Origin of the sequence: Pseudomonas sp. Z1-29 (assembly GCF_051131995.1) — a bacterium.
Lineage (GTDB): Bacteria > Pseudomonadota > Gammaproteobacteria > Pseudomonadales > Pseudomonadaceae > Aquipseudomonas.
The window spans coordinates 5,731,729-5,745,114 of record NZ_CP071645.1 but is presented as its reverse complement, the minus strand read 5'-3'; the positions used below and the strand labels follow the sequence as shown (position 1 = coordinate 5,745,114).

Annotated in this window: 13 protein-coding genes; 5 read left to right on the top strand and 8 right to left on the bottom strand. The window is 59.9% G+C overall.

Going from position 1 to position 13,386, the window contains the following annotated elements; translation table 11 throughout:
• Nucleotides 1-37: 37 nt before the first annotated feature.
• On the bottom strand, nucleotides 38-943 hold the full coding sequence (gene rimK / locus J3P84_RS26145) for a 30S ribosomal protein S6--L-glutamate ligase (protein ID WP_003196697.1): 906 nt from the start codon (nucleotides 941-943) through the stop codon (nucleotides 38-40).
• The gene (locus J3P84_RS26140; protein ID WP_305501394.1) at nucleotides 940-1,362 is read right to left on the bottom strand and encodes an ATP-dependent zinc protease family protein; all 423 of its coding nucleotides are present in this window, start codon (nucleotides 1,360-1,362) and stop codon (nucleotides 940-942) included. Before J3P84_RS26140 ends, rimK begins: the two co-directional genes overlap by 4 nt.
• A gap of 295 nt (nucleotides 1,363-1,657) precedes the next feature.
• Between J3P84_RS26140 and J3P84_RS26135 the strand changes: the two genes are divergently transcribed.
• From J3P84_RS26135 to J3P84_RS26125, 3 genes are all read left to right on the top strand, one after another.
• On the top strand, nucleotides 1,658-2,062 hold the full coding sequence (locus J3P84_RS26135; RefSeq protein ID WP_434626562.1) for an RNA-binding S4 domain-containing protein: 405 nt from the start codon (nucleotides 1,658-1,660) through the stop codon (nucleotides 2,060-2,062).
• A 240-nt stretch (nucleotides 2,063-2,302) separates the two neighbouring features.
• Nucleotides 2,303-3,205: an Hsp33 family molecular chaperone HslO gene (gene hslO / locus J3P84_RS26130; RefSeq protein WP_434626561.1), complete on the top strand. Its 903-nt coding sequence runs from the start codon at nucleotides 2,303-2,305 to the stop codon at nucleotides 3,203-3,205.
• A gap of 178 nt (nucleotides 3,206-3,383) precedes the next feature.
• Entirely contained in the window at nucleotides 3,384-4,928 is a 1,545-nt protein-coding gene (locus J3P84_RS26125; protein WP_434626560.1) for a phosphoenolpyruvate carboxykinase, read from the top strand.
• 55 nt (nucleotides 4,929-4,983) lie between these two features.
• On the opposite strand, the gene J3P84_RS26120 is transcribed toward J3P84_RS26125, so the two are convergent.
• The 3 genes from J3P84_RS26120 to J3P84_RS26110 form a co-directional block, all read right to left on the bottom strand.
• The gene (locus tag J3P84_RS26120) at nucleotides 4,984-6,255 is read right to left on the bottom strand and encodes a type II toxin-antitoxin system HipA family toxin (protein WP_434626558.1); all 1,272 of its coding nucleotides are present in this window, start codon (nucleotides 6,253-6,255) and stop codon (nucleotides 4,984-4,986) included.
• The gene (locus J3P84_RS26115; RefSeq protein ID WP_434626557.1) at nucleotides 6,252-6,746 is read right to left on the bottom strand and encodes a helix-turn-helix domain-containing protein; all 495 of its coding nucleotides are present in this window, start codon (nucleotides 6,744-6,746) and stop codon (nucleotides 6,252-6,254) included. The genes J3P84_RS26120 and J3P84_RS26115 overlap by 4 nt, the downstream gene beginning before the upstream one ends.
• A 172-nt stretch (nucleotides 6,747-6,918) precedes the next feature.
• Nucleotides 6,919-7,281, bottom strand: a complete 363-nt coding sequence (locus J3P84_RS26110) for a DUF1493 family protein (protein ID WP_434626556.1) — start codon at nucleotides 7,279-7,281, stop codon at nucleotides 6,919-6,921.
• 396 nt (nucleotides 7,282-7,677) lie between these two features.
• Here J3P84_RS26110 and J3P84_RS26105 point away from each other — a divergent pair, with 396 nt between their 5' ends.
• Nucleotides 7,678-8,904, top strand: coding sequence for a 3-hydroxyacyl-CoA dehydrogenase NAD-binding domain-containing protein (locus tag J3P84_RS26105; protein ID WP_434626555.1), 1,227 nt, complete (start codon nucleotides 7,678-7,680; stop codon nucleotides 8,902-8,904).
• Nucleotides 8,905-8,952: 48 nt separating this feature from the next.
• Entirely contained in the window at nucleotides 8,953-9,372 is a 420-nt protein-coding gene (locus J3P84_RS26100) for an acyl-CoA thioesterase (protein ID WP_434626554.1), read from the top strand.
• An 82-nt stretch (nucleotides 9,373-9,454) separates the two neighbouring features.
• Here the strand turns inward: J3P84_RS26100 and J3P84_RS26095 are convergent, their stop codons facing one another.
• The 3 genes from J3P84_RS26095 to fdhD all read right to left on the bottom strand — a co-directional run bounded on the left by J3P84_RS26095 (nucleotide 9,455) and on the right by fdhD (nucleotide 13,361).
• Nucleotides 9,455-9,937: a glycine zipper domain-containing protein gene (locus J3P84_RS26095; protein WP_305497521.1), complete on the bottom strand. Its 483-nt coding sequence runs from the start codon at nucleotides 9,935-9,937 to the stop codon at nucleotides 9,455-9,457.
• A gap of 239 nt (nucleotides 9,938-10,176) precedes the next feature.
• Nucleotides 10,177-12,525 carry an FdhF/YdeP family oxidoreductase gene (locus J3P84_RS26090; protein WP_434626553.1) on the bottom strand — a complete coding sequence of 783 codons (2,349 nt, stop codon included), beginning with the start codon at nucleotides 12,523-12,525 and terminating at the stop codon, nucleotides 10,177-10,179.
• The gene (fdhD, locus tag J3P84_RS26085; protein ID WP_434570333.1) at nucleotides 12,522-13,361 is read right to left on the bottom strand and encodes a formate dehydrogenase accessory sulfurtransferase FdhD; all 840 of its coding nucleotides are present in this window, start codon (nucleotides 13,359-13,361) and stop codon (nucleotides 12,522-12,524) included. Before fdhD ends, J3P84_RS26090 begins: the two co-directional genes overlap by 4 nt.
• Between the last annotated feature and the right edge of the window lie 25 nt (nucleotides 13,362-13,386).

Here is a 13,386-nt window from a genome sequence, read left to right as displayed (position 1 = left end):
CGCGAGCCTGCTCGCTCCCACAGGGCTTTGTGTTGAGTCAACCCTTGCCCTTGGTCCGGGTCATGTTCGGCCCGCCATTTTTTTCCAGGTGTTCGATGATGATCCCCGCCACGTTCTTGCTGGTGGTGGTCTCGATTCCTTCCAGGCCTGGCGAAGAATTGACCTCCATCACCAGCGGTCCGTGATTGGAGCGCAGGATATCCACGCCGGCCACCGCCAATCCCATGACCTTGGCCGCGCGCAGGGCTGTCATGCGTTCTTCCGGGGTGATCTTGATCAGGCTCGCGCTGCCGCCGCGATGCAGGTTGGAGCGAAACTCACCGGGTTTGGCCTGGCGTTTCATCGAGGCGATCACTTTATCGCCGACCACGAAGCAACGAATGTCCGCGCCACCGGCTTCCTTGATGTATTCCTGGACCATGATGTTCTGCTTGAGGCCCATGAACGCCTCGATCACCGATTCCGCCGCGGTTGCGGTCTCGCACAGCACGACACCGATCCCCTGGGTGCCCTCAAGCACCTTGATCACCAGCGGCGCGCCGTTGACCATCGCGATCAGGTCGGGAATGTCATCGGGAGAGTGGGCGAACCCGGTTACCGGCAAGCCGATGCCGCGTCGGGAGAGCAATTGCAATGAGCGCAGCTTGTCCCGGGAGCGAGCGATAGCGACAGACTCATTGAGCGGGAACACCCCCATCATTTCGAACTGGCGCAGCACTGCGCAGCCATAAAAAGTCACCGATGCGCCGATACGCGGGATCACCGCATCAAACCCTTCCAGCGGTTTGCCGCGGTAGTGGATCTGCGGCTTGTGGCTGGCGATGTTCATGTAGGCGCGCAGGGTATCGATCACCACCATTTCATGGCCACGTTCGGTCCCTGCTTCAACCAGGCGACGAGTGGAATACAGGCGCGGATTGCGCGACAGCACAGCGATCTTCATGCAACACCTGTGGCAGAGGTAGTGGACACCGGAAATACCGGTTTGTCTTGAACGTATTTGATGCCTGGATTGACGACCAGCTGGCCGTCGATCAAGGCTTTGGAACCCAACAACAGGCGATACCGCATGGATTTACGACAGGCCAGGGTGAACTCCACCCGCCAGAACCGATCACCCAGCGCCAGCGTGGTGCTGATCACGTAGCGGACCTGGGCGTGGCCGTTGGAGCTCTTGATGGTCTTGCGCGCCACCAGCGGGGCTTCGCAGCGGCGGTGGCGCAGTTGCACCACCGTCCCCAGGTGTGCGGTGAAACGCACCCACTTCTCGCCATCGCGCTCGAATGGCTCGATATCGGTGGCGTGCAGGCTGGAGGTGCTGGCGCCGGTGTCGATTTTTGCCCGCAGGCCTGCGACTCCCAGATCCGGGAGCGCCACCCATTCGCGCAGACCGACGACGGTCAGATGGTCAAAAGTCTTCAATAAAAACAACCTGAAATTGGCGCATCGGATAGCGGGCTCCGCAATCGCGGTATTCACGCAGAATAATCACAAAATGGCGACAGTTATCTACGTACTTGTTTACAGGTGTAACCGATACCGGCGCATGCCAATGCAAGCGAGCGGTTCGGCGGGCATTCTATCCGTCGGAGCGGATTCGTGCGCCCGACAAAAACGGTAGTACAGTTCTGGCTATTGGTTGAAAAGAGGAATTGCAGTGGCACAAAAAAGCGAAGAGGACGACAAGGTCCGTCTCGATAAATGGTTGTGGGCAGCGCGATTCTATAAGACCCGTGCCCTGGCCAAGGCCGCCATCGAAAGCGGCAAGGTTCACCATCGCGGTGAACGTTGCAAGCCTGGCAAAGAGCCACGTATCGGCGACGAATACGTCATTCGCGCCGGGTTCGATGAAAAAACCGTGGTGGTCGAAGCCCTGTCGATTGTGCGGCGTGGCGCGCCAGAAGCGCAGACACTCTATCGCGAAACCGACGCCAGCATCGCCAAGCGCGAAGCTGCGGCCGCACAACGCAAGGCCGGGGCCCTGGGCGTCAGCACCGATGGCAAGCCGAGCAAGAAGCAGCGTCGCGACCTGTTCAAGTTTCATGGCAGCAATAGCGAATAAAACATCGGCACATCTAGCCCGTGGCGAGGGAGCTTGCTCCCGCTGGGCTGCGCAGCGGCCCCAGAATCTTGCGGTCGCTACGCAACCGAGCGGGAGCAAGCTCCCTCGCCACAACAGCGCTGCACGTGCAGATAGATGCTCAGTCTTCCCACCAGGCAAAGTCATGCCTTGCTTGGAACCCACCCTGAATGCCCATAAAATGCCCGTCATCATTTGTCATCACCGCAGATACCAGACCCTATGACTGATTTACCGGATACCGACTACACCCAGCGTTTCATCTTCGATGACAGCGACGCCCGTGGCGAGATGGTGGCGTTGGAGCGTAGCTATGCCGAAGTCCTTGCCAAGCACCCCTATCCGGAGCCGGTCGCGCAACTGCTAGGCGAACTGATGGCGGCGGCGGCATTGCTGGTGGGCACCCTGAAGTTCGATGGCTTGCTGATTCTCCAGGCGCGCTCCGACGGTCCGGTCCCCTTGCTGATGATCGAATGCTCCAGCGAGCGCGAGATTCGTGGCCTGGCCCGGTACCACGCCGAGCAGATCGGCGCAGACGCGACGCTGGCCGACATGATGCCCAACGGCGTGCTGGCCCTGACGGTCGATCCTAGTCATGGCCAGCGTTATCAAGGCATTGTCGATCTTGACGGCGCGACGCTGGCCGAATGCTTCACCAATTACTTCGTCATGTCCCAGCAGACCAACACCCGCTTCTGGCTGTACGCCGACGGGCGGCGCGCCCGTGGCCTGCTGTTGCAACAATTGCCCGCCGATCGCATTCGCGATTCGGAAGAGCGTGACGCCAGCTGGCAGCACGTCACCGCTCTGGCCAGCACCTTGAGCGCCGACGAGTTGCTGGGCCTGGACAACGAAACCATTCTGCATCGTCTCTACCACGAAGAGCAGGTGCGCCTGTTCGAGGGTCAGCCGTTGCGCTTCCAATGCAGTTGCTCCCGTGAACGATCCGGCAATGCGCTGGTCAGTCTGGGTCTGGAAGATGCGCAGCAACTGGTGATCGAGCATGGCGGCGCCATCGAGGTCGATTGCCAGTTTTGCAATGAGCGCTACCTGTTCGACGCGGCGGACATCGCACAATTGTTCGCCGGTGCGGGTGTCGACACACCGTCAGATACTCGTCACTAAAACGGTTCAGCGCAGGTAAATCTCCTGGCAAACGCCGGATTTACGCCGTACTGACGGGAGGGCCCTACTCTTTTTGGGCTTTTCTGGCATAATCCGGCCCACTTTTTTCGGGTAGTAGTGCGCGACTTCCTACTACAAAACGTTTGGAGCACTCGGCCACGGGCCGACGGGGAATCTCATGACGCAAGCCAATAACGCCGTGTATACCGATCTGAGTGTCGATGATCTGGTCAAAGAAGCCCTGAATCGCGGTGAAGGCGAGCTTGCCGATACTGGCGCGCTGGTTGTTCGTACCGGTCATCGTACCGGTCGCTCGCCAGTCGACCGCTTCATCGTGGAAGAGCCGACTACCCAGGACGCCATCGCCTGGGGCCCGATCAACCGCAAGTTCCCGGCCGACAAGTTCGATGCCCTGTGGAGCCGCGTCGAGGCCTATCTGGGTGAGCGCGAGCGTTTTGTTTCCCACGTGCATGTAGGTTCCGATCCTGCGCACTACCTGCCGGTCAAGATGACCACCGAGACGGCCTGGCACAACCTGTTCGGTCGTTGCCTGTTCATCAATCCCGAGCAGTACAACGCCGGCGGCAAGGACGAGTGGCAGATCCTCAACGCGCCGAACTTCGTCTGCGAGCCTGAGCGCGACGGCACCAATTCCGACGGCACCGTAATCATCAACTTTGCTGCCAAGAAAGTGCTGATCGCTGGCATGCGCTACGCCGGCGAAATGAAAAAAGCCCTGTTCTCCGTGCAGAACTTCTTGCTCCCAGCGGTCGACGTGCTGCCGATGCACTGCGCCGCCAACATGGGCGAAGAAGGCGACGTGACCTTGTTCTTCGGTCTGTCGGGCACTGGCAAGACCACCCTGTCCGCCGACGAAAGCCGTTACCTGATCGGTGACGACGAGCACGGCTGGGGCGTGGGTGTGGTCTTCAACATCGAAGGCGGCTGCTACGCCAAGTGCATCGACCTGTCCGAGAAGAACGAGCCGGTCATCTGGAAAGCCATCCAGCACGGCGCCGTCCTGGAAAACGTGGTCCTGGACCCGGTCACCAAGAAAGCCGACTACGCCGACGACAGCCTGACCCAGAACAGCCGCGCCGCCTATCCGCGTGAGCTGATCGAAAAACGTGCGCCGAAAAACCTCGGTGGCGAGCCAAACGCCGTGATCTTCCTGACCTGCGACCTGACCGGCGTGCTGCCACCGGTGTCGATCCTCAGCGAAGAACAAGCCGCCTACCACTTCCTGTCCGGCTACACCGCACTGGTGGGTTCGACCGAAATGGGCTCGGGCAGCGGCATCAAGTCGACCTTCTCCACCTGCTTCGGCGCGCCGTTCTTCCCACGTCCCGCCGGTGAATATGCAGAGCTGCTGATCAAGCGTATCCGTGGTTTCGGCTCCAAGGTCTACCTGGTCAACACCGGCTGGACCGGCGGCGGCTACGGCGTCGGCAAGCGCTTCAACATCCCGACCACCCGTGCGGTGATCGCGGCGATCCAGAGCGGCGCGCTGATCGATGCTGAAACCGAACACCTGGATATCATCAACCTGGACGTGCCGCTGGCTGTCCCAGGCGTCGAAACCGGCCTGCTGAACCCGCGCAACACCTGGGCCGACAAGGCTGCCTACGACGAAGCCGCCAAGGCACTGGCCGGTCTGTTCATCGAGAACTTCAAGAAGTTCGACGTGAGCGATGCAATCAAGGCGGCGGGTCCGCAACTGTAAGGCTTGGTGATTGAATGAAAAAGCCGCCCTTTGAGGGCGGCTTTTTTATGGGTCACTATCGGTTCGAAAGTCGAAATGCGGGCGCCATATGCTCCTGTTCTCGCCTCGATAGTCCTAACGCTCCCGCCAGTACGGGCCATTGACTGATCACTTCCTGAAACTGAGCAATTATTTCCAGCGCTGCGGTTTGAGTGACCCTGAAGTATGCCGCTACCTCCAGGGCGAGCTCCAGATCCAAGGCGCTGTCTGCATCAGTTATGTTCAGCTTCAATCCGTCGGCATACGGTACTGGGTTCATATCGTAGGCAGCCGACAAACGCCATCCCCGACCAGGATCAAGGATAAAACCGTGGTTGCGCAGATGATCGTCGGCGTTGGAAACCAGGATATTGAACACTATCCGAGACCATAGCTCACGTAGATCCGCCTTTGCTTGCGAGCCATGTTGTATCAGCACCTCCGCCAGTTCGAGATAGCTGGCGCCAGTCGAAGCATCATCGCCATCCACCCTGTCGGTCATGGTCATGGCTGAGGCAAAGTGGAGGCGGCCGCCCCGTTCTGTGCGGTCGAACCGCTTGACCCTGAAACAGTGATGCTCGCTCGCATAGCGCTGGGCTACACCTGTAGCGACCCGCAGGCCGCAACGATTGGCCAGGGCGTTCACAACCATTTCCCAGCCGCCCACATCATGTTCATCGCGAGCACTCGGGAATTTGGCTATCCAGAGCTGACCCTGTTCATCCGCCATGCTGGCCTTAGGCCTGGCTCCCCCGAGAGAGCCTCCAGGTGCGATCAGCATTTTCAGCCACTCTCGGCCTTCGAGGGCTGTGTTGTCGGGGTCGTTTTCCAAAGCCAGACTTGCCTGCTCCAAAGCGCGCAGCTCCACTAGCGGAGGAGCCGCGACTCCATCACGGTCGTCGAGAAAGTTGCCTTCATCATTGAGCTTGTAGCGAATCGCTCCTACCCGATAAAGATCGTGAACGCCCAAAAGAAAATCGGACTCGTATAATTTGCTGCCTCTGGGGGCCAGTTCGTCCCGAATGTCTCGCTCCAGCCGTCGCTTCATCAGCATTTGCCCCCAGCGATCTGGGCTGGAATCAGCGAACATGCCAAAGCGGGTCTGGTGCTGACCTGGAAACTGACGACCTTCAAAATGCCGCACACGAGGGTCTAGGGTGATGGAATTCAGTGCTGGATCGGACAGCGCCGCTGCGTCGTATTCAAACTCGAATACATCGGTGAAGCGAGTCTTCCTCGAATGCAGGAAGCCGAGGCGTCTCGGTCCCCCTAGCGACTCCCAATCCGCATACACAGCAATCAAGGTCATTTTTGATCCTTCTCAGGCTTGTTATTTTTCGTCGTCAGCAAGCTGGATAGGGAGTGGGTGTTGAATGGAAAATCGGCAGGAATATGTGGAGTTTGGCCGTCGTTTTCGATCACATTGGTATCGGTTCCCTGGACTGCTGGGGATCTTTTCAAGGGACGAGCTCTGCGAACGCGTAAACTTTTTTGGAGGCCTGTGGCTGATGGCGAAAGCAGCTGAGCGTCTTGCAACTGCCTTCCGAAGTCATCGACCGCTGCGAGTTTATTCAGATCCTTTTCCAGGCCTAATACCTGCATCACTGACAGATAGGCGCCGATGGTCACTCCCGCCCCACCCGATTCCAGAGATCGCAAGGTCGTTAGGGACATGCCGGCTCTTTCCGCGACTTGCTTGGCCGTCAGCTTGCGGCGTAAACGAGCAAGCTTCAGCCTCTCGCCAAAGGTAGATAGCAGCTTGGATGTGGCAGGTAAGAGTGGTGCCGTCTTCTTGGCCATAGCCAATATTCCATCATCTAAGACTGATAATAGGCAGAATATTAGCACTTAACCGAAGGGCGGTACCTCTGACAGCATCAGAGGTTTACGATGATTGTGATCGGGCCGAAAAAGGATTCTGCCATTATTCCAAACGAAATAGACTGAAACGGCCAGAATAATGGCACTTAAATCAGGTTGGTGAATCCGCTTCCAGCTCCCGAGTATCCCATCGTTGCGCCTTGACTGCCTTGTATAGCATGCCGATGGTCAGCGGCAGCTTGTCTCCCCGGCCCTTGGCCCTGCGTTTTTGAAACAGATCAAAGCCTTCCGGTTGGAAGTAACGATAGGCGTCGTAGTCGACAAGGTCGATGACGAACCGCTCCTCCAGCGCTTCCATCAGGTGCCGGGCATCCGCGCCATCGCAGCCCAGATCGAAATTGACCGCAGTGTCCAGGCGAATGGTCTTGCGTTCCGGCAGGCCGAGTTCTTCGTGGAGTAATTCCATGAGCTGACGCATGGCGAGGTCGTCAGGAAAGTCTGGGGCGAGGTGCATGTTAGAGAGTCCGAAGGACAGGTGAAGAGGGCGTGTCTGACCCAGGAAGTTTAGTGCATTAAAAAAGAGAAAGATCTCACGGCGGTTTCGGAAACGTCCTGTACGCGCTGCTTTTTGCTGCCGGGTAAGGTTCGTCGCGCCCTGTCAGTGAGGCAGCGGCGAACGAACAAGGACGAAGCATGACGAAAGGAAAAGCCGGTGTCCCGCAGGTCCAGCGCTTGGCATCCTGGCTTTACGTGAGGATCTTGATCTGTACCTGACATCAGACGAATAACCCGCACACCTGTGAGCTGCATCCATCCGCTGAATGCCCGACATCACACGAATAAATTTCAAAAAAATCCGCCGCCTGACTAAGGTGAACGCTGTCTTTGGATCACCAACAAGAGAGCAGACATGAGCCAGACATCCTTTGATATCCAGCGCGCCGCGGTGGTCGGGGCGGGCACCATGGGGCGAGGCATCGTGATGTGCCTGGCCAATGCCGGCGTTACGGTGCAGTGGGTCGACAATAATCCGCAAATGCTTGAGCAGGCGCTGGCGGCGGTGGCCGACACCTATGCCCACAACGTGCGCCAGGGACGTATTGAGCAAGGCGAAGCTGATGCGCGCATCGCCCGAATAGCTCGGGCGGACGACTACGCGGCAATCCGCAACGTGGATCTGGTCATCGAAGCGGTCTACGAGAACCTTGAACTCAAGCAGAAGATCTTTCGCGAGCTGGACGGCATGCTCAAGCCCGAAGCGATCCTGGCAAGCAACACCTCGGCGCTGGACATCGATGCGATTGCCGCCGCCACGCGCAGGCCGGCTCAAGTGCTGGGCCTGCATTTTTTCAGCCCGGCGCATATCATGAAATTGCTCGAAATCGTTCGTGGCGCGCAAACCTCACGGCCGGCGCTGGATGCCGCCCTGGCGCTGGGCAAACGCATGGGCAAGGTGAGCGTGGTTTCGGGCAATTGCCACGGGTTTATCGGCAACCGGATGCTTCATCCCTATGTGCTGGAGGCGCGCAAGATGCTGCTGGAGGGAGCGTTTCCCCATCAGGTCGATGCCGCGCTGCAGGGTTTCGGCTTTGCCATGGGGCCGTTCCGCATGTATGACGTGGTTGGGATCGACCTGGAATGGCGCGCGCGCGAGCTGGCGGGTAAAGGTCAGGATGCGCCCGAAGTGCAAGTGGACAACCGCCTGTGCGAGATGGGGCGGTTCGGCCAAAAGAGTGGTAACGGGTACTACCACTATGAGCCGGGCAGCCGCCAGGCTGAGCAGGATGTGGAGGTCGATGCGCTGGTGCTGCGGGTCAGTGAGGAGCTGGGGTTTCAGCGCCGCGAAATAGCTGCCGAGGAGATTCTGGAGCGCTGCTTGCTGGCATTGGTCAATGAAGGTGCGAAGATCCTCCAGGAGGGCATTGCCGAGTCTTCCCGCGACATCGACCTGGTTTATCTCAATGGCTATGGCTTCCCGGCGGACAAGGGCGGTCCGATGGCCTGGGCGGATCAGCAGGGCCTCGAAGACATCCATGCACGGTTGCTGGAGCTCGAGACGAAGCAGGGGGACCAATGGAAGCCTGCCCGTCTGATTGGCGAGCTGGCTGCGCAAGGCAAGAGCTTCTCGCAGCGATAGTATCTGCACCCTGCACAACGCCTCAGATAGCCTGACCAAGGACAAGTGATGCCCCAACGCGCCGAGTATCTGCATTTCCAGCCAGTGACTACACGCTGGCATGACAACGATGTGTACGGTCACGTCAATAACGTCACCTACTACAGCTTTTTCGATACAGCGGTAAATACCTATCTTATCGAGACCGGCGGCCTGGATATCCATGACGGGGAGGTGGTGGGCTTCGTCGTGAGTTCAGCCTGCGATTATTTTGCCTCGATCGCTTTCCCGGACCGGATCGAAATCGGCCTGCGAGTCGGGAAGCTGGGCAATAGTTCGGTGCAGTATGAGCTGGCGGTGTTCAAGGCGGGTGAGGAGGAGGCCTGTGCGGCGGGGCGTTTCGTGCATGTATTCGTAGACCGGACGTCGAATCGGCCAGTGGCGATTCCCGATCGGCTACGCGGGGCGCTGGAGCGGTTGGTGGCCTGAAAACGAAAATCGCAGCCTTCGGTCGTCTCTGCGAGAAGGGCCGAAGGCTGCGATCATTTAACGGTCTGGATCAAGCCAGCCGTCAATCGTCGTGATAGCGATGTTTGTGCTTATGCTTGCGATGGCCGTAGGCATGGCCGCGACCCGGGTGGCCGTCACGGTAGTAGCGGCGATCACCACGGCGACCTTCATAACGGTCGTCATCGTCGTCCTTGCCCATGTAGTTACCCAGTGCGCCACCGGCGCCACCGCCCGCTGCGGCACCGATCAGGCTACCCGTGCTGCCGCCCACGCTGCGGCCAACCACGTTGCCGCCGGCTGCGCCCAGCGCGCCGCCGATAGCCGCTTCGCCGCGGCTGCGTTTATCGGCACCGACCGCACTGCCACCTGCGCCGCCCAGGGCCGCGCCGATAGTGGAACCGGTGTTGCCGCCCAGGGACTGGCCGACGACCGAACCCAAAACCCCGCCCAATGCGCCGCCTACACCTGCTTCGGCGGTACCGCCGGCAGATGCGACGCCACTGATCAGGCCAAGGGACAACAAGAGAATGGAGGAGAACTTCATAGAGGAGCCTCAAAGGGATGACGGCGCGATCCTGAGGCTGGCTTCGCTTGGTTACAATCGAAATCCGACGAGTAACACGACTTGTGCACAATTCTCTAAGTTACTGTTTTTTGGGCGGAACTTAACGTTATTTCGCAGGTCTTTAGCTACTTCGGACAGGCCGTTTTTTTTGGAAAACGGCCTTTTTTGTGTCCGTTGGAAAAGTGCCCGAGGGGCCAGAATCACCCCTCGGAACTGCTTCAGGCCGACTTGGCCATGATCAACCCGTTCTCGCTTGCGGCTTCCAGGCGGATAGCCACGAACTTCGAGGTCGGGGTGTGGCTGCCGTCGCCGGTGCTTTCCAGCGGCACCAGCGGGTTCACTTCAGGGTAATAGGCGGCAGCCTGTCCGGCCGGGATATCAAAGGCCAACAGGGTAAAGCCCTTGACCCGGCGCTCGCGGCCGTCATCCCAGAGCGAGACGATGTCTGCCTTCTGCCCTGGCTTGAAGCCCAGGCGGATGATGTCCGCTTCGTTGACGAACAACACGTCACGTTGGCCCTTCACGCCACGATAGCGATCATCGAGGCCATAGATCGTGGTGTTGTACTGGTCATGCGAGCGCATGGATTGCAGGATCAGGTCCGGCAATTGGCCTGTAGCCCGGGTGCGTTCGTGGATCAGGTCGGTCGGCAACAGGTTGGGCTTGAAATTGGCGCGGCCCGAAGGCGTGTTCCAGCGACGTGCACCGGCGCTGTTACCCAGGTAGAAGCCGCCGGGGTTCTTGAGTTTTTCGTTGAAGTCCTTGAAGCCAGGGATGGTCTCGGCGATCAGGTCGCGGATGCGGCTGTAATCGGCCACCAGCCAGTTCCAATCCACCGGGCGGCTGCCCAGGGTGGCGGCGGCGATGCCGGCAATGATCCACGGCTCGGAGCGCATCTGGTCCGACAGTGGCTGCAGTTGGCCGTTCGAGGCGTGGACCATGCTGAAGGAGTCCTCCACGGTCACCGCCTGCGGGCCATCGGCTTGCAGGTCAATGTCAGTCCGGCCCAGGCATGGCAGGATCAACGCTTCCTTGCCATGGGCCAGGTGGCTGCGGTTGAGCTTGGTGCTGATCTGTACCGTCAGGTCGCAATTGCCCAGCGCCTGGAAGGTCCGGTGGCTGTCTGGCGTAGCCTGGGCGAAGTTGCCGCCCAGGGCGATGAACACCTTGGCCCGACCCTCGGCCATGGCGTGGATCGCCTCGACCACGTTGTGGCCGTTTTCACGCGGTACCTTGAACTGGAAGCGCCGTTCCAGAGCGTCGAGGAATGCAACGGGCGGGCGCTCGTTGATTCCCATGGTCCGGTCGCCTTGCACGTTACTGTGGCCACGCACCGGGCACAGGCCGGCGCCTGGCTTGCCAATGTTGCCGCGCAGCAACATCAGGTTGGCGATTTCCTGGATCGTCGCCACCGAATGACGGTGCTGGGTGATACCCATCGCCCAGCACATGATCACGTTCTTGGCCTTGGCGTACATGCGCGCCGCTTGTTCGATTTCGGCGAGCGTCAACCCGGATTGCTCGGCGATCTGCTCCCAAGGGGTGTCGTCGACCACCGCCAGGTAATCCAGGACGTTGGCGCTGTGCTCGTTGAGGAACGCATGATCGAATACCGCAGGGGCGCCGCTGTTCTGAGCGTCACGTTCCCATTGCAGCAGGAACTTCGCCATGCCCCGCAGCACGGCCATGTCGCCGCCCAGAGCTGGGCGGAAATACGCGGTGTTGGTGGGTTTGTCGCCGTTGGTGAGCATTTCCAGCGGGTGTTGCGGATGTTGGAAGCGCTCCAGGCCACGCTCTTTCAGCGGGTTGATACACACCACCTGGGCGCCGCGCTTCACGGCTTCGCGCAGCGGTTCGAGCATCCGCGGGTGGTTGGTGCCGGGGTTCTGGCCCCAGACGAAAATCGCGTCGGCATGCTCGAAGTCGTCAAAGGTTACCGTGCCCTTGCCCACCCCGACACTTTGGGACAGGGCCACGCCGCTGGCCTCATGGCACATGTTCGAGCAGTCGGGGAAATTGTTGGTGCCATAGGCGCGCACGAATAGCTGGTATAGATATGCCGCTTCGTTGCTCGCGCGACCCGAGGTATAGAATTCGGCCTGGCTCGGGCTGGAAAGCCCTTGCAAGTGTTTGCCGATCATAGCGAACGCGGCTTCCCAACTGATGGGCTTGTAGCGGTCGGTTTGCGCGTCGTAGCTCATAGGCTCCGTCAGGCGGCCCTGGTATTCGAGCCAGTAGTCGCTCTGCTCCAGCAACGACGTCACGCTGTGTTTGGCGAAAAAAGCCGCGTCGACACGACGCTTGGTCGCTTCCCAGTTCACCGCCTTGGCGCCGTTCTCGCAGAACTTGACCATGCCGCTTTCCGGCGAGTCACCCCAGGCGCAGCCAGGGCAGTCGAAACCGCCGTTCTGGTTGGTCTTGAGCATCATGCGAATGTTTTTCAGCGCGTTATCGCTGGTCAGCCAGGCCTGGGCGACGCTGATCAGCGCGCCCCAACCACCGGCCGGGCCCTTGTAAGGCTTGTAGCGCGGTGCGGGTTTCTGGTTGGCTTGTTGATGATTGCTCACGCTTGATTCTCCATCGCAGGGCTGTAGACCCGCGGCGCACTTTTTTGCGGCAGGTGGATGAGGTTGAGGTTGTGTTGGCGAGCCCACTGCACGGCGAGGCCCGTGGGCGACGACAGGCTGACCAGCGTCTGGATGCCCGCACGCAATACTTTTTGAATCAATTCGAGGCTGCAGCGGCTGGTGACGATCGCCAGGCCCCCGGCTATCGGGATCTGCTGCCGGATCAGCGCACCGATCAATTTGTCGAGGGCGTTGTGGCGACCGATGTCTTCGCGGCCCAGCAGCAGTTCACCCTGGTCATTCATGAACAGCGCCGCGTGTACCGCACCGCAGTGCTGGCCCAGGGGCTGGAACTGGCCGATGCGCTGGCGCAGGCCGTCAAGCCATTGCGCCGGTGGCAGCGGTGCGCCCGGCAGCGTCTTGAGGTTGGGCAGCGCCTGCTCCACCGCCTCGACCCCGCACAGCCCGCAACCGCTGGTGCCGGCCAGTTGCCGGCGTTGTTGCTTGAGGTTCCAGAAGGCGCGGTTGGCAATGGTGACCTGGGCATATTGCGCGGAACCGGCTCCGCTCAGTTGCAGGTCGTAGATATCCGCCGGGTCTTCGATGATGCCGCTGCCGAGGCTGAAGCCGACGATAAAATCTTCCAGGTCAGTGGGCGTGACCAGCATTACCGCTTGGCTGATGCCGTTATAGGCAATCGCCAACGCCACTTCCTCGGCCAGCGCGGCGCTGTCCGATTGCGAGTGGTCCAGGTTGCAGTAGCGATAGCTCTGGCTGGCGGCTGGCTTGGAGGCTTCCAAGGCAGGCGCAGGACAGACCGGAGGCTTGTCGTTCATGGGCATCACTGAGAGTAGGAATAGT